Origin of the sequence: Thioclava litoralis, from assembly GCF_045278885.1 — a bacterium.
GTDB classification, from domain to species: domain Bacteria; phylum Pseudomonadota; class Alphaproteobacteria; order Rhodobacterales; family Rhodobacteraceae; genus Thioclava; species Thioclava litoralis.
The window spans coordinates 2,180,001-2,199,585 of sequence record NZ_CP135443.1; the positions used below are offsets into that span (position 1 = coordinate 2,180,001).

Genomic DNA, 19,585 nt, shown 5'->3' on the forward strand with positions numbered 1-19,585 from the left:
TACTGACCGATAGCGAACCAGTACCGTGAGGGAAAGGTGAAAAGCACCCCGACGAGGGGAGTGAAACAGTTTCTGAAACCGGACGCCTACAAGCAGTCGGAGGAGCCTCGAGCTCTGACGGCGTACCTTTTGTATAATGGGTCAACGACTTGGTCTTACGAGCAAGCTTAAGCCGATAGGTGTAGGCGCAGCGAAAGCGAGTCTTAAAAGGGCGACGAGTTCGTGGGATCAGACCCGAAACCGAGTGATCTAGCCATGTGCAGGATGAAGGTTGGGTAACACCAACTGGAGGTCCGAACCGACACCCGTTGAAAAGGGTCCGGATGACGTGTGGCTAGGGGTGAAAGGCCAATCAAACTCGGAGATAGCTGGTTCTCCGCGAAAGCTATTTAGGTAGCGCGTCGATTGTATTCTCCCGGGGGTAGAGCACTGCATGGATGATGGGGGCCCACAGCCTTACTGAGTCTAAGCAAACTCCGAATACCGGGAAGAACTGATCGGCAGACACACGGCGGGTGCTAACGTCCGTCGTGGAGAGGGAAACAACCCTGACCAACAGCTAAGGCCCCCAATTCGTGGCTAAGTGGGAAAGCATGTGGGACTTCCAAAACAACCAGGAGGTTGGCTTAGAAGCAGCCATCCTTTAAAGATAGCGTAACAGCTCACTGGTCTAGTCAAGAGGTCCTGCGGCGAAGATGTAACGGGGCTCAAGCCACGAGCCGAAGCTTTGGATGCACTGTGAAGTGCGTGGTAGCGGAGCGTTCTGTGATATAGAACGCTGCCTCCTTAGTATCCTCGGATACATTGGAGGCAATGTTCTGACTGTGAAGCCGGGCTGTAAGGCATCCGGTGGAGTGATCAGAAGTGAGAATGTTGACATGAGTAGCGACAAACAGGGTGAGAGACCCTGTCGCCGAAAGTCCAAGGGTTCCTGCTTAAAGCTAATCTGAGCAGGGTAAGCCGGCCCCTAAGGCGAGGCCGAAAGGCGTAGTCGATGGGAACCAGGTTAATATTCCTGGGCCGTGAGATGGTGACGGATCTGAACCGTTGTTCACACTTATCGGATTGTGTGGGCAGCCTACAGGTCCCTGGAAATAGCCTCTCTATAAGACCGTACCCGAAACCGACACAGGTGGACTGGTAGAGAATACCAAGGCGCTTGAGAGAACCACGTTTAAGGAACTCGGCAAAATGCCTCCGTAAGTTCGCGAGAAGGAGGCCCCATCGCTAGGCAACTAGTGGTGGGGGGCACAAACTAGGGGGTGGCGACTGTTTACTTAAAACACAGGGCTGTGCGAAGCCGTAAGGCGACGTATACAGTCTGACGCCTGCCCGGTGCCGGAAGGTTAAAAGGAGGGGTGCAAGCTCTGAATTGAAGCCCCGGTAAACGGCGGCCGTAACTATAACGGTCCTAAGGTAGCGAAATTCCTTGTCGGGTAAGTTCCGACCTGCACGAATGGCGTAACGATCTCCCCGCTGTCTCAAACGTGGACTCAGCGAAATTGAACTGTGTGTCAAGATGCACACTACCCGCGGTTAGACGGAAAGACCCCATGAACCTTTACTACAGCTTCACACTGGCATCAGGATTGTGATGTGCAGGATAGGTGGTAGCCTTTGAAACCAGAACGCCAGTTCCGGTGGAGGCATCCTTGAGATACCACCCTTCGCACTCTTGATGTCTAACCGCGGTCCGTTATCCGGATCCGGGACCCTGTGTGGCGGGTAGTTTGACTGGGGCGGTCGCCTCCCAAAGAGTAACGGAGGCGCGCGAAGGTGGGCTCAGACCGGTCGGAAATCGGTCGTTGAGTGCAATGGCAAAAGCCTGCCTGACTGCGAGACTGACAAGTCGAGCAGAGACGAAAGTCGGCCATAGTGATCCGGTGGTCCCAAGTGGGAGGGCCATCGCTCAACGGATAAAAGGTACTCTGGGGATAACAGGCTGATGGTGCCCAAGAGTCCATATCGACGGCACCGTTTGGCACCTCGATGTCGGCTCATCTCATCCTGGGGCTGGAGCAGGTCCCAAGGGTACGGCTGTTCGCCGTTTAAAGAGGTACGTGAGCTGGGTTTAGAACGTCGTGAGACAGTTCGGTCCCTATCTGCCGTGGGTGTAGGATACTTGAGAAGAGTTGCCCCTAGTACGAGAGGACCGGGGTGAACGGACCACTGGTGGACCAGTTATCGTGCCAACGGTAGTGCTGGGTAGCTATGTCCGGACAGGATAACCGCTGAAAGCATCTAAGCGGGAAGCCCCCTTCAAAACTAGGTATCCCTTGAGGGCCGTGGAAGACCACCACGTCGATAGGCTGGAGATGTAAGTGCAGCAATGCATTCAGTTGACCAGTACTAATTGCCCGATTGGCTTGATTTGATCCAGTAGTAGACAGACACTCCTGCAGATCAAAATCATGCATACAATTTGACTTGGACGCTCTTTATTCGGTTTGGTGGTCATAGCGCTGGCTATACACCCGGTCCCATTCCGAACCCGGCCGTTAAGGGCCAACACGCCAATGGTACTGCGTCTCAAGACGTGGGAGAGTAGGTCACCGCCAAACCTAATAAAGAGCGTCATTCATCTCTATAACGATAACACCCCCCAAATCAGACACAAAATAACGCGGGATGGAGCAGCCCGGTAGCTCGTCAGGCTCATAACCTGAAGGTCGTAGGTTCAAATCCTACTCCCGCAACCAATGAAATCTTACCAATCAGCCGCAAAGCCTCCCTAAGGAGTAAGCGTTGCATCTGAACCCTCCTAAAGGGGCTTTATTCCCTTTTGGCGGGACTTTTCTCTATTGTCCTGAGGGGCTATCTTGGCGCTACGCGCCAATAAGAAATGCTGAAAGATGTGAAACTTTCGGCCCGTTGCGGCCGTTCCTACAAGGCCCCACGAGTGTCCGCTTTAGGCGCGGCATGAATTCGCCGGATTTCTACTTTAGCCAGCCTCCAACCGCTAAATCAACGTCATGTGTCTTGCGATAGTCATGGTTGTGCGTAACGTATCGTACATCTATTTCATCACTGGCTCTTATTATGTCTGTATTTTTCTCGCAGGATGCCCGTATGGGGCGGCTCACCACGGTTCTTGGCACGGATGTTCTGGTGCTGCAGCGGTTTGACGGGACCGACCATATCAACGCTCTGTTCGACTATCAGGTGGACTGTCTGGCCTCCTCGGCGGATGTCGATTTCGACGCGCTGATCGGGACGCATGCAAGCGTTGCGCTTGTCACCCGCGAGGGGAGTGACCAGTATTTCGACGGGATCGTGACCGAGGCCCGTTGGCTGGGCACCGGCGACAACGGCCACAAGTATCGGCTACGCCTTCAGCCGTGGTTCTTCTTGGCTAGCCTCCGCCGCAACCAGCGGATCTTCCATAATAAAACCGTGGTCGAGATCCTGACCGAGCTTTTGGGAAGCTACTCGGATGCGGGCAAGCTGACGGTCAATCTGGCGAATGACTACCCCGAGCTGGAATATACCGTGCAATACCGCGAATCCGATATGGCTTTCGCCACGCGGATGATGGAGCGCCACGGCATCAGCTATCATTTCACCCATTCCGAAGGCGCGCATGAGATGGTGCTTTCCGATGCCGTCGAGGCCCATGCGACCATCGGCGCCGTGCCCTTCAAGCCCGACGATGGCCACCATCAGGCCGATTTCGCGCATTTCTGGGACTGGCATCCGGCGCGGCGCATCACCACCGGCGCGATCCGCCTGACGGATTACAACTTCAAGACCCCGAATGCCGCGATGGAGACCGATCAGATCGGCGATGCCGAGTATGCTCAGGGGCAGATCGAGAGCTTCGACTGGCCCGGCGATTATCTGGCGCAATCGCGTGGGCGCGTTGTGGCGCAGCTGCGCACGCAGGGCGAGCGTGGGCAGGATCGCCGCTATGAAGCGGTGGGCGACATCATCACCCTGCGCGGTGGCACGCGGGTCGATCTGGCGGGCGACACCGTTCCGGGGACTGGCGCGGAATATATCTGCCTCTCGGCAAGCCATTCTTATACTTCGGATAATTACGGCTCGGGCGGGACCGAGGGCGATGGCTATGCCTATTCGGGGCGCTACATTCTGATGCCATCTTCCGCGCCTCTGGTGCCCGAACTGAAGACCCCGCGCGCCGATGTGAAGGGCCCGCAGACGGCGGTAGTTGTGGGCGATGGCGAGATCGATTGCGACGAATACGGCCGCATTCTGGTGCAGTTCCACTGGGATCTGGATGCCGATTATTCCATGCGCTGCCGTGTGTCACAAAGCTGGGCCGGCAACGGCTGGGGCGGCATGGTCATCCCGCGGATCGGCATGGAGGTCGTGGTCGAGTTCCTCGACGGCGACCCCGACAAGCCGCTGGTCACGGGCTGTGTCTATAATGGGGCCAAGGACCGCCCCTATGACCTACCCGAGCATAAAACCAAATCCGTCCTACGCTCTGATAGCCATAAGTCCAGCGGCCATAACGAGATTTCCTTCGAGGATGCCACCAGCAAAGAGCTGATGTTCTTTCACGCCCAGAAGGACCAGACGAGCCATATCCTCAACCATCGCGCAGCCCGCGTCGAGGAAAGCTCGATCGACAGCGTGGGCAATAACAAACTGGTCTCTACCGGAAACAACCACCAAGAGACCATCGGCGGGTCGATGAACCTGACCGTGGGCGGCAGCCTTGGCGGGCTGTTCGGAGCGGTCGGTGCAGTGACTGCCGCAGGGGGCGCGGATGCGCTGGCGGGGTCCGAAGCGATCGGCAGCACGGCGATTTCGGGCTTTGTGGCTGCCGTCGCCGCCTCTGGCGCGCTGATCGAGACGGCCACCAATAGCGCACGCAGCGGCTTTGATGCGGCGGGCAATCACACGAGCGTCGGCGGGCTTGAGCAGGCCAGCCATGCAGCCACCCTCTCGGATCTTCTGTCCACCGTCATGCCCATCGGCGGCATCCTGACGACAACGGTCGAGAAGTTCCGCTCGGACACGGTTGGGCTCGCGCGTACTGAACAGATCGGCGCCTATAAGAACACCTCGGTCGGCCATACGATGACGGTCAATGTGGGCGAGGAATTCATCATCAACTGCGGCAATTCCAAATTCGTGATGGATAGCGCGGGCAATGTCACGATCATCGGGACGAAGTTCAACTTCACCGCCTCGGGCCATGTGCAGATCAATGGCAAGATCGTCGATATCAACTGAGGTGGCGCGATGATCCCGAAGGAAGGCAGCCGCGATACCTCGGAGGGGCTGATCGTCTCCTGCACCCCCGATGTCTGCAAAACGCCGGTCGGCTCCAGCATGGTGCCGATCCCCTATTCGATCACCTCCAAACAGGGCGATGACGCCAATACGGCCACCACGGTGCGCTATACCAGCCAGCGCGCGCATAACATGGGGTCGATGACGACCTGCTGCACAGGCGATGCACCGGGCACTGGTACGGGCGTGAAATCGGGCACGGTGGGGTCGATCTGCGAGCCCAAGACCCATTCGGGCACCGTGCGGATCGAGGGCAAATGGGCGGTGCGCCACACAGACGAATGGTGGATGAACAAGCGCAACACCGTGGGCAAGCTAACTTACGTCAAATCCAGCGAAACATTCGAGCCGACACCGGCGGTGAAGCTGGCGCAGAATCCCGAGCTGGAAGCCCCGAACGCGCTCAAAGACACCTATGTCGATGCGATCTGGGCGGGCATGAAAGGTGCCGAGCAAGAGGGATTACCAGAGGGCAGCTATCGGGTGGCCCAAGCCGCTACCGTTATGCCGGATATCCCATATGTCGCGCCTGACAGCACGCCGAAAACGAATATACCGGCACCATCGACGCCGGCGGCAAATACGAATTCTGAACCGAACCGGATCGTTCGCGAAAGCCTGATGCGACGGATCTTCAAGAGGCTCGAGCTAGCTGCTGCGGCCAATCCGGAACTCTCTGCGCCAGCGGCAACCGGATCTGCAGCTGTCGGAGCTGCAACTATCGGGGTTTCGAGAGCTGCAGGTCGAAATGCGCAGCAGCAAAAAGGAGGCGGGCTAACGCCTTTCCTGAACCTAAATGCTCCGTATGAAATTGATCCACCTTGGCTGGAAGCGGAGGTTGCCACGGCCCCCCAACCGCAGGTCGCACCAAAAGTGGAATCGCAGCGAACGGAAGAAAACGTAAGCGTTGCTCAAGGGAATAAGAAACCTGGGGGCGGAAACCCGTGCAATTTCCACAAGCATTCGGAAAAGCAGTGTCCTGAAGGCTATCAATCACACCATATCATTCAGGATATGTTCTTCAGGATTGGCGGTAGGAAATCGCTTGAAAGGCCGAACGGGGCTCCGACAATTGGTGAAGGCGAGGCAATTTGCATACGTAGTAAACAGCATCGAATCCTTCATAAGAATATCAATGATAGGCTGAAAGAAATAGGTAAAACGGCCAACCTGTTTGACTTGGCTGACATAAGCGCTGACGAACTAAAGAAGCTATTGAAACGGCATGGGCTGAACTGTGACAAAGAAATCGATAAAATATTGAAGAAATTCAAGGACTCTTTAGGTGAGCGCGGTAAAGAACTACTAGGACGTGTAAAACGCATACCTGGAAGTGCTGCCGAACAGAAGCTGCGCGACAGTTGGTTCCCTCCCCAATAATTTATAGGAGTTAAACATGCAGCCATCCAATCTTAGACCATTCAAGGCTTCAGAAGAGCCGGAGCCCCTGAAACAGCAGCTCGGTTATATTTATTCGCCTGATCGGTATTACGCTGTTGTGCGGCCGGAAGGCGCCGAACCAAGCGACACCGAAGACAAACTGCTGATCCGTGATGATCGTTTTGGTGCAGGCATCATGCAGCTTGACCTAGATATGCGATTACCAACCGCGTTACTCTCGGGGCGTGCACTCCCCGAGGGAGCGGACGCTGTCCTTCTGACAGATGACGGCTATATTCTTATGCTGCGCGACGGGTTGATGCGGGTTGAGCGCATACCTGGCGTTGCTCCTGAAAACGATGATCCGACAGAATGGGCCTCGTGCCAGACGAACACAGCGACAGTCAGCGACGGAAAATTGTTCGTTTCTGGATCGAAGGGTTTAATCGCTGTTCGGGATTCAGTTTCATCTTGGGCTGAACTCCATCGTTATGAAGAGAAAGCCCCAACACTTATGCTTGACTCACTGGTTGTTAGTAAAGCAGGCGAAATTCTCGCGGCCGGTAGTCGCGACTATGAGCCCACATACCTGTATTCAAGTGATAGTCGTATCTGGGAAGAAGCGACTCTGTCTGGGGGATTCTTGACCGGAGCGGTTTCGGCATCAGATGGAAATTTTCTAGTTCTGGGAAGCAATGGTGAAATCTGGCTCGGTCACCCGAAAGAAGGGTTCAAGGACATCCGGCCTTTTGAGGGATCTCCGGAATTTGATGCGGTCCAGTCCTACAAGGGTAAGACCTACCTTTCATCTGCAATTGAGGGGCTGTACGTCCTAGAAGATGGAAGGCTGGTCCAACTCAACCCCTTCGTAGGCGATCAACGCTTCCTTATTTATTCCTTCGACGTCCATGATGACAAACTCTGGATGCAAGGCATGAACGGCTTTGCCATGTTCGACGGGGAAAGCTGGACGCGGATCGAAGTGCCTTGGTGATCCGGAATGCTCCACGACAATAACACACCCTTCGCGGCCATCGGCTTTGAACAATGGAAGCCCGATGGCGCGCGTATGGCCGTTGTGGCCGCCCGCGCGCGGCTAGAAATGCGTGACGGTCAGGTCTTCTATGCGGGCCAGCAGGAGCTGGTTCTGGCCGATGAATCCGAGGGCGACCCGCATCGCACGCCCATGCTGCGCGCCTCGGATCTGATACCGTTCAAACCTGCCGCCGACATTACTGTCTTGGGCCATATCCAAGCGCCCGAACCCGCGGCTGAACTGCGCGCTGGTCTACGAGTGGTTGGTAAGGCGGAGGCGCATCTGCGCGCCTGCGGCCCTTCGGAGTGGTTTTACGACAGTGGCTGGACCCGTAGCCGCCCCGAGCCGATCCAGCAGGTGCCGCTTGACTGGCGCCTCGCCTCGGGCGGGCGGCTGATTGGCGAACCCGATGGCGCTGTCGACCCGTGCAATCCGATCGGCGCGGGGGTGATCCATCCCGAATATACCTCAGAGAAGCTGAAGATCGCAGCCCCGCAGATCTACTCCGAGACCTGCCCGATAAGCAGCGATCCAACGCGCGCCACTGAGCCTCAGGGGTTCGGGCCAATGGCACCCTGGTGGCAGGGGAGACAGCGTTTTGCGGGCACCTATGACAAGGCGTGGGAAGAGGATCAACACCCTCTTCTGCCAAAGGATTTCGACTATCGCTTCTATCAGCTGGCGCCCGAGACCTTGCAGGTTGCAGGCTACCTGAGCCCCGGAGACAGGCTTCAGGCCTATGGGCTTTTGCCGGATGGAGCGGCCTTGGATCTGGTGCTGCCCGATCTCGCGCCCTTCGCCAAATTCTCCTTTGCCGACGGGCGAGAGGTTATGGCAAGGCTACACCTCGACGGGCTACATCTTGACTTGCGGGATGGGGTGCGTTTCGACCTGACATGGCGATGCTGGGCACCGATCTGCCCGCAGTTCTGGCGCATTGACCTTGAGCTAGGAACTCTCGCAGAGGTCACAAAGATGGGTTTGCCAATCGCGGCGCTTGAAGGGCTTCGTGTCGCGGGATGATCAAGTGGCTGGTGGAAGCCATTCAAAAGCGGACGCTGGTCCCGCACGCAGCGAAGGTCCGGAATCCGCCCATGCTGTTGAAAAAGTCTTTGTTGCGCTGCCGGAAGTCTTTCGTTCCACTCGACTATGAGAGGAGGGGAGGATTTCGGCATGATGGGCAGGCAAGAAGCACCGGCGCAGCTGTTTTACGATTTCGATCTGGAGCGCCACGTCCGTGCCAATCACCCGCTGACCGGCGGTCTTCAACCGCGGCTTCATTGGTGCCAAAAATTTTTTCATCCGAGAATTTAGAGGCCGAGCGACAGCCTCCAGCCGTCGCTATTCGTCTTCCCTGTCAGAACGATAACGCAATCAAAATCTATGGGTTAGCAGCATCCTCATCCGCCTCTTCAGACTTGGGCTCTTCTGCATCATTGGTATATCGCTCGAGCGGACAGTTCCAAGGTAGCAGCTTATGGTAATCCGCCAATGGGGTCTTGGCCCGAAGCTTTTCGAACACCCATTGCAGATAAGCGTAGGGTTCGAGACCGTTCAGCTTACAGGTTCACAGTAGCCGCATGGGTCAGCATCTGGGCAAAGCCAGAACCCAGAATGCCCTGCGGCGACAACTGGCGGCCCGTGGCCTGCGCCCCGAAGACTGTCTAAGGTTCGAGCTCTATTCGCATGGGCCGATCTATCCCGAGATCCATATCGACGGTGCGGATCGCGCCACGCTGATGGCGCAGCATATCCCGTTCCGCAATCAGGTCGCGGTGATGGAAAAGCTGCTTTGCGACGGGATGAAGGCGGGCGGTTATGAGGTGATGAACAGCGTGGGCTGCAAATGGGCGCTCTCGGACGACGGCTCCGCAAAATGGGCCGAAGCTAAACAGGCCTTCCAAACCGCATTTCCTGATTTAAAGTGATCGCATTACAATAGGTGCGCTGATGTCCCAATTCGCCTTTCTCGAGAGTGATTTTCCCGAACTGCTGCAGGCGGCCCGCAAGGCCGAGACCCATGCGCTGTCTGATCCGCGCGGGGCGTGTTTCTGGGCAAGGCCGACGCTGGAAATGGCGCTTAAATGGCTCTATCGCCGCGATCCCGCGCTGCGCAAAGTCTATACCGAGACATTGGCCGCGATGATCGCCGAGCCAAGCCTGACCACGCTGACCGGCCCCGCGATCACCGTGAAGGCGCGCTATATCAAGGATCAGGGCAATCGCGCGGCGCATGATAGCGGCAAGCCGCTGACCGCGCATGATGCCAGCGCCACGGTGCGCGAGCTGTTCCATGTCTGCTACTGGCTGGCGCGGACCTATGCCAAGACCACGCGCCCCGATCCGGCGCTGCGCTTTGACGCCGGCAAGCTGCAAAAATCCCTGACCATTACGGCCAGCACTGTGGCCGAGATCAAGAAGGTCGAGGAGAAGATCAAGGCCGAGCGGAAGCGGGCGGATGAGGCCGAAAAGGCGCTGCAGGATTCGGAAGAGGGGCGCGCCGCGCTTGATGCCGAGCTGGCGAAGGTGCGGGCCGAGGTGTTGGCGCTGCGCAAGGCCAATAGCGCTGTGCAGGATGACCATGATTATGGCGAGGCCGAGACCCGCGACAAGTTCATCGACCTGTTGTTGCATGAGGCAGGTTGGGCGCTGGATCAGGACCGCGACCGTGAATTTCCGGTGACGGGCATGCCGAGCCAGAGCGGCGAGGGCTATGTCGATTATGTGCTCTGGGGCGATGATGGTAAGCCGCTGGCATTGGTCGAGGCCAAGCGCAGCAAGAAGGACAGCCGTAACGGCCAGCAACAGGCGAAGCTTTATGCGGATTGCCTCGAGGCGCGTTACGGACGGCGGCCGGTCATTTTCACCAGCAATGGCTATGAGCATTGGATCTGGGATGATCTGGCCTATCCGCCGCGGCGGATCTCGGGCTTTCTGAAGAAGGACGAGCTACAGCTTCTGTTGCAGCGGCGCGAGAATGTGCGGGCGCTGGCGACGGTGGATGTGGACCCTGATATTGCGGGGCGCCATTACCAGCAGCGGGCGATCCGCCGCGTGGGCGAAGCGATCGAACGCGACAAGCAGCGCCGCGCGCTTCTGGTCATGGCAACCGGCAGCGGCAAGACGCGGACGGTGATTGCGCTGATCGACCAGCTGATGCGGGCCAACCGCGTGAAGCGCGTGCTGTTTCTGGCGGATCGGGTTGCGCTGGTGCGGCAGGCGAATGAGGCATTCAAGAAGCATCTGATCGAGAAGCATGACAGCAAGAAGAACGATCATGCCGGTGCGCGGGTGTGTCTGTTGACCTATCCGACGATGATGGGGCTGATCGAAGAGACGAAGGGCGGCGAGAAGCGCTTCGGCCCCGGTCATTTCGACCTGATTGTCATCGATGAGGCGCACCGTTCGGTCGACGCTGCAGTGCGAATAGGTGAAGTCTTCTCTCTTCAGGCAGGAAACACCGACAAGGCGTCGGCAGAGAAGTCGAGGCCGATTTTTTGTCCTATGGGAACCGCACCAATCTCGCGGCCGGTTCTGACGCGCAGGGTGTCGCCGCCGGACGCGATGATCCATTCCGTCTGCGATCCGAGATCCCGGACGAATTCGACGGTGCCGGTCAGGACGCCGCCGGTTTCCGGACGTAGAGTGATGTCTTCGGATCTCAGTGCAACCCGCACCTTGCTGCCACGCAGGAAGGGCGCGGGAACGGCCAGATCATGCCCCATCAGGCGCAAGACGCCGTCTCCGAGGACCTGACCGTCGAGAATATTGGCCGAGCCCAGAAAATCCGCGACGAACGGATCAGCCGGTCGCCGATAGACTTTGCTCGGATTTCCGGATTGGCGGATGACGCCATCTTTCATCACCACCAAGTTGTCCGCCAGCATCATGGCCTCGGTCTGATCATGTGTCACAAGGATCGTGGTGACCCCGAACTGACGCTGGAGTTGGCGCAGTTCCACCTGCATCGCATCGCGCAGCTTGGCATCAAGCGCGGAAAGCGGCTCGTCAAGCAGGAACAGTTTGGGCCGCACGGCCAGTGCCCGCGCGATGGCGACACGCTGGCGCTGCCCGCCCGAAAGTGCCGAGACGGGACGGTCGGCGATATGGGGCAGCTGGATCACGTTCAGCAATTCCTCCACCCGTGACCGGCGTTCGGCCCGGCTCGCTTTGCGCAGCTTCAGGCCATAGGCGATGTTGTCGGCCACGCTCATATGCGGGAACAGTGCCAGCGACTGGAAGACCATGCCGAAGCCGCGCTTGTCGGGGCTGAGCGCCGAGATGTCGGTTCCGTCCAGCTGCAGGCTGCCGGATGACGCGCCCTCGAACCCGGCGATGATGCGCAACAGTGTCGTCTTGCCACAGCCCGAGGGGCCAAGCAGACAGACAAATTCGCCCCGCGCGACTTTCAGGTCGATATCGGTCAATGCCTGTGTCTGGCCAAAGAACTTGTTGACCCCGTTGATATGAAGATGGGTATCGGACATCACGGTTCCTTTCAGAACAGGCTGGCCTTGCCGGCCACGATCTTGTCGGTCAGGATGATCAGCGCGCTATCGGCAAGGATAATAAAGACGGAAAGTGCCAGCACCGACGGGTCAAGCGACGACACGGTGCGGCTGTACATCCAGATCGGCAGCGTATTGACGTCGATCGTGTACATGAAGAAGGTGATGGTGAACTCGTTGAACGAGATGATCAGCGCAAAGATCAGTCCGGCGAGGATGCCGGGGCGCATCATCGGCACGACCACATCGAGAAATCCGCGCCAGGGGGGGGCCCCAAGCGAACGTGCCGCTTCTTCGACCTCTGGGTCGATGCCCGCCATTGCGCTTTGACAGTTGCGCATCACGAAGGGCAGAACCAGCGTCACATGCGGAATGATCAGCCGCCACAGACCCAGATCCAGCTTCATGCCTTCGGCCATGAGCAAAAATGCGATCCCCAGCATCACCAGCGGAAACACCAGCGGCAGCGTGAACAGGATTTCGAGCGTTTGACGCAGACGCGCCGGACCACGGGCCATCGCATACGAAAGAGGCACGCAGACGGCGGCCGAAATGACCATCACCGCGAAGGCGACGATCAGGCTGGTTTGCAATGCCCGGGCGACCGATTGTCCGCCATTCGCATCCGCTGTCGTCAGCATGTGCAGCACGTCGCCATACCAGCGCAGCGAGTAGGAGCTGGGGGGGAAGCTTGGCCGGTTGGATCCGGCAAAAGACATGATGACCACAATCACCACAGGCAGGGCCGCGATCAGCAGGCCCAGACAGGACAGCGCCAGCATCGCCAGACGGTAGGTGCCGCCCTTTTCATCCGGAATTAGCCCCACGCGCATCATCGCACCTCCTTTTTGGCGGATCGGTTGGTCGCCCAGCTTGCCAGAACCAGCGCCAGAGTGGTGATCGCGATCAGGACGACGCCCGCCGCCGCCGCCGAGGACCAGTTGAACATCGGCGAGATCATGTCGCGGATCACAACGCCAAGCATCTGCACCCGACGACCGCCCAGCAGCAGCGGGATCGCAAAGGCCGACGCGTTGAAGGCGAACACGATGGAGGCGGCACCGATAAGGCCGGGGCGTAGCACCGGCAGGGTGATATCGAACAATGTCCGCCAATGTCCGGCCCCAAGTGATGCGGCCGCTTCCAGACATTCGCGCGAAACCGCACGGGTCGCGCTCAGGATCGGAAAGACCGCCAAGGGCAGGGCCGTTTGCACCAGCCCGATCAGCACACCTGTTTCATTGAACAGCAGGAAAAGCGGACGTGTGATGAGCCCCGTGGACCGGAGCACGGTATTGAGAACACCGGTAGGCCCAAGCAGGATGATCCACCCATAGGCCTGGATCAGCAGGTTCAGGATCATCGGCAGCAGGATCGCCACTGTCAGCATCCGGCGCAGAAAGGGGCTGCGGGTGGTCGCCAGCAAAAATGCCAGCGGCACGGCAAGAACCAGAACCAGAACGGTGCTGAACACGGCCAGTTTCAGGGTCAGCCCCAGCGCCGACAGGAAATACGTATCGGCCAGCGCCTGATAGGAGCTGACCGAAAACCCGGCGATGGACGATTCGTCGGCCGAGAACGAGAAGCGCAGGACGTAGAGGCAGGCCGCCAGAAACGGCATGATCGCCACCAAGGCAGGTGTGCTCAGCAGCACCGCAGGCTTGTAGTCCAGTCGTGAAGTCATAGTGCCGTCACCTGTCCCGAAGCGTCACGCCAACGCCCGTGTGTAGTTCTTGATCCAGTCCTCACGCACTTGCGCCATGAAGTTCTTGTCCTCGACCACGGCGTTCTGGCCCAGCTGTTCGGGCTTGATGATGAAGGGGCTGGCCTTGGCCGCTTCCGACATCACAGCCTTGGTGTTGACCGGACCGTTCAGAACGGCTTCGGCCAGTTGGCCCTGCACATTGGGGTCCAACGTGAAGTTAAGGAAGGCGTGCACGACCTCGTCATCGCCCGGTTTCACCTTGGGCATGATCGTGTACATCAGATCGGCATAGAACCCTTCGTCCAGGTCATAGGTCGCGCCCATATTGGAACTGGCGGGGTCTTTCAGTTCATTCGCGAAGAAGGCAGGGGCGTAGACACCGCCAAGATCCAGCGCATCGGCATAGAACAGTTCCGAGATTTGCGTCGGGTTCTCGCCGAAGGTCAGCAGATTGGGGCGCAGATCCGAGAGCTTCTTGAAGGCCGCATCGGCATGGGCGACATCGGCGATCTTGGCTCCGAGCATCTTTTCGGTCGCGACGATTGTGTCGAGCGCGTCGGTCCAGGTCGATGGCGGCAGGAAAACACGTCCGGCGTGGGATGCTTCCCACATCTCGGCATAGCTCTTCGGGGGGGACTTGAAGGTCTTGGTGTTATAGATCAGCCCGCCGGTCCACAGCAGATAGCCGATCCCGTGACCATCGGCGCCGGTGCGGAAGCGCGGATCGACATCCTGCAGGTTGGGCAGCTTGTTGAGGTCCGGCTTTGCCAGCAGCCCGTCATCGGCCAGCGTGATCGCGCCGACCCCGGCCAGTGTAATGACGTCATAGACCGGTTTTGATCCGGTGGCGCGCAGTTTGGCCACCATTTCCGAGGTGCTGCCCGTCCGGTCCGCGATGACCTTGGCGCCCGTCATCTCTTCGAACGGTTTCGCAATCAGGTCGAGCACGGCCAGTCCGGTATTGTCAGACCATGTCAGCAGATTGAGCGTCTTGCCGGTGAAATTCTGGCTCCCTGCCGCACGCACGATGGCGGGTGCGGCAAGCGTCGTGGCAATACCGGCACCGGCAAGCAAGAGCTTACGGCGGTTGAGTTTGTAGGTCATTGCGATCTCCTAATCATGTCCAAGGGGAGCGGCATACGCACGAAGCGGCCTTGACAGGACCATGAACTAGAGAGGGAACGGGTTTAATAAAACCGCACCTTTTCAAACAAAAGTTTCCTCATGATACAACAATTAAACACGCCGCCTGCTTTCGCCGCAACATGCGAAAAATTGCGCCTGTGTGGTGGGCGAAGTTTGAATAAACAGAAGGATTTCAATGTGCCGGTTTGGGGTGGTGTGTGATTTTTCCCAATTATATCATAACTTTAATATGAAATTCTTGCAGGGTGGCGGATTTGTGGGCGCCAATCAGCGCAAACACGAAAAAAATGCGCCTTTCATTTGGGACACTGTTGCTCGCGACCGGACAGTCCGGCGTCCCGATATTCACAGAGCCCGAAATCCGGCTCTGTCTGCCCCACGCTTTGCCACAGGGGAGGCGCGCGGGGCAGACGGTTGGCGGTCTGTCAGCAGGGCGCTGTTAAGGGAGGGGGGCGGAAGGACGGTCGTCTTGCGACCAATGAACGCGCGGTATCGGAGAGCGTCAGGGATAGAGCAGGCGTCGGCCTGCAAGGCGACCGGCGAGGCCGCAGGCAAGGATGGCAGCGGTATACCAGAGAAGGTAGAATGCGGGCCCGTCATCATCGCAATGGATCGCGTAGACCGATGCCGCCAAAGCGCCCGCCAGCAGCCCTGCGACAAAGCCGCTGCGGGTGCTGTCATATTCGATCCGGTGCCGGAGCCCCGCAAAAAGGACCCCGCCGATCGGCAGTGCCAGAGCAGGGATCGACAACAGGCATTGCCACCATGTGCGCCCCCAGAGATTGCCTCCTTCATAGAGCGCGATGCCCCACAGGCCCGCGCAGAGGCTCAGCAAAAGCACAGCACCGGCAAGCGGGCGACGGCGCGCTTCCAGTGGTTTGGCCAAAGACCAGAGCAGCACCCCCGACAATCCCAGTGGCAGCAGCTGTTTCAGCGCGACCTCCGGTGCAAGGATCGCCTCGGACCAGCCCGAACGCGGCCCCCAGAATATCGCCATCAAAAGCCCCGAGGCCATCACCCCGAGAAACAGGCGTCGCCAGAGATGTGGGGTCACTGGCGCGGTCGCATCGGCGGCCAGAGCTTTGATCAGGTTCTCGGTTTCCATTCCTCTTCCTTTCTTGCGGCCTCGGCCAGCCGTTGCAAGGCCCGATGCAGGGCCACACGCATGGCACCGGGGCTCAGGCCGAATTTCTGCGCGATGCTTTCGGGCTCTTCCGAACCGAACGCGTGATCGCGCAAGAGCGAGGCGTCGCGATGGGGCAGCCGTTCCAGCGCCTGTTCCAGATGCAGCGCTTCCAGCGGATCGGCGGTCTGGCCCTGCAGGTTCTCGTGGTCTTCGATCGGTTCGTGGCTGGCCCTTGGCCGGCTGCGCAACATATCGATTGCCTTGCGTTTGACGATGATGCGCACCCAAGGGAGCAGTGCGCGTGTCTGGTCCCAGCTGCCGCGTTTGAGATGGATCGCCAGCAGCGCTTCCTGAACGACATCTTCCGCCATATGACGTAGGGCAGGGGGAAGATCCGTATGTGCCATGGCCCGCATGCGCGGAACAAGTTTTGACAGGCAGGCAGAATAGGCCTTGCGATCTCCTGCAAGCCCCTGCCGCATCAATGTCTCGATTTCGAAATCCGCGTTGGTCATGATCTGTATACGGGCACTCCGGACGCGATGTTACAGGCAGATCCGTAAAAAAACATCTTTTCGGTTTTCGGGTGGGGATCACGCTGCCGGACCATGTGGGGATGTTTCCGGCAACCTGATCACAGAAACGCGAGCCTGCGGGATCCGTGTAACATTCTGCCTCCGGCGCACGAAGACCCTGATGCAGACACCGTGATCTGCCCAACCCATTCAGGAGTTTTCAGATGTCGCAATCCAAACCCGCCTTTGCTCTGGCCTCTATTCTGACCGCAAGCCTTGCCAGCCTTGCGCTTCCGGCCCATGCCGCAGGGCAGGAGAAATGCTACGGCGTGGCAATGGCCGGTGAAAATGGCTGTGCCGCAGGGCCGGGCACCACCTGTGCCGGCACCTCGAAGGTGGATTATCAGGGCAATGCGTGGTCGCTGGTGCCCGCAGGAACCTGCATGAAGGTCGATTTGCCCGCTATGGCAGATGGCACCGCGCGTATGGGCTCGCTGACCCCGCTCGAGCGCGATCTGCCCAAGATGTAACGGCCCTCTGGCGCGCGATCACCGGTCGCGCGCCGGTTTTTCTGACTGGCAGAGGTGTCCTATGACGGTTTCTGGAGTTTCAACGCTTCCCGCAGCAGCAGGGATCGGTTTCAAATCGCAACATTACGCGGCACTTGACAGGCCGGGGGCCGTGCGCTGGCTTGAGGTGCATGCCGAGAACTATATGGTCGAGGGCGGTCCGCGCCGTGCGATGCTGGCGGATCTGGCAACGCGGTTTCCGCTTTCCCTGCATGGGGTCGGCTTGTCGATCGGTGGGGAAGACCCGCTGGACCGGACCCATCTGGCGCGGTTGCGCGCATTGATCGACTGGGTGCGGCCTGCACAGTTTTCCGAGCATCTTGCGTGGTCCACACATCAGGGGGCCTATCTGAGCGATCTGCTGCCCTTGCCCTATACGGAGGCCAGCCTTGAGCGGATCTGTGCCCATATCGATCAGGTCCAGCAAAGCCTTGGTCGGCGGATGCTGCTGGAAAATCCGTCCAGCTATCTGAGCCTTGCCGAAAGCCGCATGCGCGAGACGGATTTCTTGCGGGCGATTGCCGAGCGTACCGGCTGCGGCATGCTTCTGGATGTGAATAACGTGTTTGTTTCCTGCGTGAATCTGGGGCTATCGATTGACGCCTATATCGATAGCTATCCGCTGGAATGCGTGGGGGAAATCCATCTGGCCGGTCATGAGGCCGATCCCTCGGAGGGCGCGCCGCTATTGATCGACACGCATGGCAGGCCGGTCGCAGAGCCGGTCTGGGCTTTGTATGAGCGGGTGATCGCACGTATCGGGCCATGCCCGACCCTGATCGAATGGGATAATCATGTGCCCGATTTCCCGACCCTCGAGGCCGAGGCGGCACGGGCGGCGGCGATTTTGGACATGCCGCAGGTGCTGGCATGAGCTTTCAGGCGGATTTCGCGCATGCGGCACTGTCCGCAGGGGGGGTACTGGCCGCAGGGCCGAACAGCCGTCACACACCGCAAGAGGCGCTGCGCCGTATGGCCGTATATCGCAATAACGTCACCGTTGCGTTGACAGAGGCCCTGCGTGCGGGGTTTCCGGTGATAGACCGGTTGTTGGGCACGCGGTTCTTTCTGGCGATGGCGCGGGAATTTGTCGTTCTGCATCCGCCGGATACGCCGGTTCTTGCAGGGTATGGGCTGGCCTTTCCCGATTGGCTTGCAGGGTTCGGGCCGGTTGCCCATCTGCCCTATCTGCCCGAGGTGGCGCGTATCGAACTGGCCTTGCGTCACGTGGCCCATGCCGCAGATGCGTCGCCGCTGGATCTGGCAGAACTCCGGCGTCGCCCCGAGGCCGCTTTGGCAGGGCTGGGCCTGCATCCGGCGGTCGCGCTGGTCAAGACGCGGTTTCCGGCCCTTGCGATCTGGGCCCAGAACAGCGACAGGCCCGATCTGGCCCATGCGCCTGCCGGAGAGGTGCTTGTCACGCGGCCCAGCGAAGCCGTGCGGATCTGTGCCGCAGCCGAAGGCACCGCGCAATGTGTGACGGCTTTGCGGGCAGGGGCGACACCGGAGCAGGCTTTGGCGGCCCTTTCCGCACCGCAGGAGGTGCTCTCGGGACTATTGGAAATGGGGGCGCTGCTTTGGTCCGGAAAGGAAGCTGTGCGATGACGAAACCGAATACGTCCGAACGTCTTCTGGCCCTATCCGGCCTTTCGGGGCGGGTGGTCTTTGCCGCCGTGCTGGCAGGATATTTCTGGTCTTCCGCCCTGACCAAATTCGACGGGCCGGGTGTGTCTGCGGGGGCTTTCGTGCAGATCTTCCCCCGCCAGATGGAGGCTGTGGGCTATGATAGTGCGGCCCTGCCATTCTATGCCCTGCCAGTGGTGCTTGCGGGAAGTGTGGCAGAGCTTGTGCTTCCCGCGCTGCTGGTGGCGGGGTTGGCCACACGCCTTTCGGCGCTGGCCATGATCGGCTTCATTCTGGTGATGACGCTGACCGATATCTTCGGCCACGGTGTCACGGCCGATACGCTCGGCGCATGGTTCGACCGTTTTTCGGATGGGGTGCTTGATCACCGCGCCCTCTGGGTGGGGCTTCTGGCGGGGCTTGTGCTCTCGGGTGGGGGATATCTGTCGCTGGACCGCTGGATATCGCGCGCCAGGGTCCGGTAAGCAAGGGCCGAGACTTCGGCTGCGTGCACGGCATCACGCCCGAGACGTCGCAACAGGCCAGCTATGCCGGAGCCGATGGATCACAGGAAGGGAAGGGGGGGATTGGAGCGGGTGAAGGGAATCGAACCCTCGTATGCAGCTTGGGAAGCTGCCGTTCTACCATTGAACTACACCCGCGAAGATGTGGGCGCACAGATACTTGCTCCGGTCTGGCGCGTCAAGCGCACAAA

General features: G+C 59.1%; 15 protein-coding genes, 2 tRNA genes, 2 rRNA genes and 2 pseudogenes (1 of these 21 running past the window's edge). 13 read left to right on the top strand and 8 right to left on the bottom strand.

What is annotated here, in order from left to right:
• From RPE78_RS10815 to RPE78_RS10845, 7 genes are all read left to right on the top strand, one after another.
• A 23S ribosomal RNA gene (locus RPE78_RS10815) occupies nt 1–2,374 on the top strand; it begins 457 nt to the left of the window's first position.
• Nucleotides 2,375–2,446: 72 nt separating this feature from the next.
• Nucleotides 2,447–2,561 (top strand): 5S ribosomal RNA (gene rrf / locus RPE78_RS10820).
• A gap of 61 nt (nt 2,562–2,622) precedes the next feature.
• A tRNA-Met gene (locus tag RPE78_RS10825) sits at nt 2,623–2,699 on the top strand.
• Nucleotides 2,700–3,039: 340 nt separating this feature from the next.
• A complete protein-coding gene (locus tag RPE78_RS10830) occupies nt 3,040–5,202 on the top strand; it encodes a type VI secretion system Vgr family protein (protein ID WP_406720543.1) in 2,163 nt (720 codons plus the stop codon).
• A 9-nt stretch (nt 5,203–5,211) separates the two neighbouring features.
• Nucleotides 5,212–6,642 (top strand): DUF4150 domain-containing protein, encoded by a 1,431-nt coding sequence (locus tag RPE78_RS10835; RefSeq protein WP_406720544.1) that lies wholly within the window; start codon nt 5,212–5,214, stop codon nt 6,640–6,642.
• A gap of 16 nt (nt 6,643–6,658) precedes the next feature.
• On the top strand, nt 6,659–7,636 hold the full coding sequence (locus RPE78_RS10840) for a hypothetical protein (protein ID WP_406720545.1): 978 nt from the start codon (nt 6,659–6,661) through the stop codon (nt 7,634–7,636).
• A 6-nt stretch (nt 7,637–7,642) separates the two neighbouring features.
• Nucleotides 7,643–8,701, top strand: coding sequence for a DUF2169 domain-containing protein (locus RPE78_RS10845; RefSeq protein ID WP_406720546.1), 1,059 nt, complete (start codon nt 7,643–7,645; stop codon nt 8,699–8,701).
• Nucleotides 8,702–9,059: 358 nt separating this feature from the next.
• Here RPE78_RS10845 and RPE78_RS10850 read toward each other — a convergent pair.
• Nucleotides 9,060–9,245 (bottom strand): annotated as a pseudogene (locus RPE78_RS10850) (transposase domain-containing protein); the annotation flags it as partial.
• A gap of 13 nt (nt 9,246–9,258) precedes the next feature.
• On the opposite strand from RPE78_RS10850, the gene RPE78_RS10855 reads away from it, so the two are divergent.
• Together RPE78_RS10855 and RPE78_RS10860 are read left to right on the top strand one after the other, a co-directional pair.
• Nucleotides 9,259–9,606 carry a hypothetical protein gene (locus RPE78_RS10855; protein WP_406720547.1) on the top strand — a complete coding sequence of 116 codons (348 nt, stop codon included), beginning with the start codon at nt 9,259–9,261 and terminating at the stop codon, nt 9,604–9,606.
• Between the two features lie 22 nt (nt 9,607–9,628).
• Nucleotides 9,629–11,083, top strand: a pseudogene (locus tag RPE78_RS10860) (DEAD/DEAH box helicase family protein); the annotation flags it as partial.
• Between the two features lie 41 nt (nt 11,084–11,124).
• Here RPE78_RS10860 and RPE78_RS10865 read toward each other — a convergent pair.
• From RPE78_RS10865 to RPE78_RS10890, 6 genes are all read right to left on the bottom strand, one after another.
• Nucleotides 11,125–12,165, bottom strand: a complete 1,041-nt coding sequence (locus RPE78_RS10865; RefSeq protein ID WP_406720548.1) for an ABC transporter ATP-binding protein — start codon at nt 12,163–12,165, stop codon at nt 11,125–11,127.
• A gap of 11 nt (nt 12,166–12,176) precedes the next feature.
• Nucleotides 12,177–13,022, bottom strand: a complete 846-nt coding sequence (locus RPE78_RS10870) for an ABC transporter permease (RefSeq protein ID WP_406720549.1) — start codon at nt 13,020–13,022, stop codon at nt 12,177–12,179.
• Entirely contained in the window at nt 13,019–13,870 is an 852-nt protein-coding gene (locus tag RPE78_RS10875; RefSeq protein ID WP_339106985.1) for an ABC transporter permease, read from the bottom strand. Before RPE78_RS10875 ends, RPE78_RS10870 begins: the two co-directional genes overlap by 4 nt.
• A 24-nt stretch (nt 13,871–13,894) precedes the next feature.
• Entirely contained in the window at nt 13,895–14,995 is a 1,101-nt protein-coding gene (locus tag RPE78_RS10880) for an extracellular solute-binding protein (protein ID WP_339106986.1), read from the bottom strand.
• Nucleotides 14,996–15,539: 544 nt separating this feature from the next.
• Nucleotides 15,540–16,142: an NrsF family protein gene (locus RPE78_RS10885; RefSeq protein ID WP_406720550.1), complete on the bottom strand. Its 603-nt coding sequence runs from the start codon at nt 16,140–16,142 to the stop codon at nt 15,540–15,542.
• A complete protein-coding gene (locus RPE78_RS10890; protein WP_406720551.1) occupies nt 16,124–16,678 on the bottom strand; it encodes a sigma-70 family RNA polymerase sigma factor in 555 nt (184 codons plus the stop codon). The genes RPE78_RS10885 and RPE78_RS10890 overlap by 19 nt, the downstream gene beginning before the upstream one ends.
• Nucleotides 16,679–16,902: 224 nt before the next feature.
• On the opposite strand from RPE78_RS10890, the gene RPE78_RS10895 reads away from it, so the two are divergent.
• The 4 genes from RPE78_RS10895 to RPE78_RS10910 all read left to right on the top strand — a co-directional run bounded on the left by RPE78_RS10895 (nt 16,903) and on the right by RPE78_RS10910 (nt 19,355).
• Complete coding sequence (locus tag RPE78_RS10895; RefSeq protein WP_339106989.1) at nt 16,903–17,208, top strand: DUF2282 domain-containing protein; 306 nt, start codon at nt 16,903–16,905, stop codon at nt 17,206–17,208.
• Between the two features lie 61 nt (nt 17,209–17,269).
• Complete coding sequence (locus RPE78_RS10900; RefSeq protein ID WP_406720552.1) at nt 17,270–18,121, top strand: DUF692 domain-containing protein; 852 nt, start codon at nt 17,270–17,272, stop codon at nt 18,119–18,121.
• On the top strand, nt 18,118–18,852 hold the full coding sequence (locus RPE78_RS10905) for a putative DNA-binding domain-containing protein (RefSeq protein ID WP_406720553.1): 735 nt from the start codon (nt 18,118–18,120) through the stop codon (nt 18,850–18,852). The genes RPE78_RS10900 and RPE78_RS10905 overlap by 4 nt, the downstream gene beginning before the upstream one ends.
• Nucleotides 18,849–19,355: a DoxX family protein gene (locus tag RPE78_RS10910; RefSeq protein WP_406720554.1), complete on the top strand. Its 507-nt coding sequence runs from the start codon at nt 18,849–18,851 to the stop codon at nt 19,353–19,355. Before RPE78_RS10905 ends, RPE78_RS10910 begins: the two co-directional genes overlap by 4 nt.
• 103 nt (nt 19,356–19,458) lie before the next feature.
• Here the strand turns inward: RPE78_RS10910 and RPE78_RS10915 are convergent.
• Nucleotides 19,459–19,532, bottom strand: a tRNA-Gly gene (locus RPE78_RS10915).
• Nucleotides 19,533–19,585 lie beyond the last annotated feature (53 nt).

Excerpts from the sequence above, each read along its gene's own strand:
- RPE78_RS10830 (WP_406720543.1), top strand. The coding sequence starts at position 3,040 with ATGTCTGTATTTTTCTCGCAGGATGCCCGTATGGGGCGGCTCACCACG.
- RPE78_RS10835 (WP_406720544.1), top strand. The coding sequence starts at position 5,212 with ATGATCCCGAAGGAAGGCAGCCGCGATACCTCGGAGGGGCTGATCGTC.
- RPE78_RS10840 (WP_406720545.1), top strand. The coding sequence starts at position 6,659 with ATGCAGCCATCCAATCTTAGACCATTCAAGGCTTCAGAAGAGCCGGAG.
- RPE78_RS10845 (WP_406720546.1), top strand. The coding sequence starts at position 7,643 with ATGCTCCACGACAATAACACACCCTTCGCGGCCATCGGCTTTGAACAA.
- RPE78_RS10855 (WP_406720547.1), top strand. The coding sequence starts at position 9,259 with ATGGGTCAGCATCTGGGCAAAGCCAGAACCCAGAATGCCCTGCGGCGA.
- RPE78_RS10865 (WP_406720548.1), bottom strand. The coding sequence starts at position 12,165 with ATGTCCGATACCCATCTTCATATCAACGGGGTCAACAAGTTCTTTGGC.
- RPE78_RS10870 (WP_406720549.1), bottom strand. The coding sequence starts at position 13,022 with ATGATGCGCGTGGGGCTAATTCCGGATGAAAAGGGCGGCACCTACCGT.
- RPE78_RS10875 (WP_339106985.1), bottom strand. The coding sequence starts at position 13,870 with ATGACTTCACGACTGGACTACAAGCCTGCGGTGCTGCTGAGCACACCT.
- RPE78_RS10880 (WP_339106986.1), bottom strand. The coding sequence starts at position 14,995 with ATGACCTACAAACTCAACCGCCGTAAGCTCTTGCTTGCCGGTGCCGGT.
- RPE78_RS10885 (WP_406720550.1), bottom strand. The coding sequence starts at position 16,142 with ATGGAAACCGAGAACCTGATCAAAGCTCTGGCCGCCGATGCGACCGCG.
- RPE78_RS10890 (WP_406720551.1), bottom strand. The coding sequence starts at position 16,678 with ATGACCAACGCGGATTTCGAAATCGAGACATTGATGCGGCAGGGGCTT.
- RPE78_RS10895 (WP_339106989.1), top strand. The coding sequence starts at position 16,903 with ATGTCGCAATCCAAACCCGCCTTTGCTCTGGCCTCTATTCTGACCGCA.
- RPE78_RS10900 (WP_406720552.1), top strand. The coding sequence starts at position 17,270 with ATGACGGTTTCTGGAGTTTCAACGCTTCCCGCAGCAGCAGGGATCGGT.
- RPE78_RS10905 (WP_406720553.1), top strand. The coding sequence starts at position 18,118 with ATGAGCTTTCAGGCGGATTTCGCGCATGCGGCACTGTCCGCAGGGGGG.
- RPE78_RS10910 (WP_406720554.1), top strand. The coding sequence starts at position 18,849 with ATGACGAAACCGAATACGTCCGAACGTCTTCTGGCCCTATCCGGCCTT.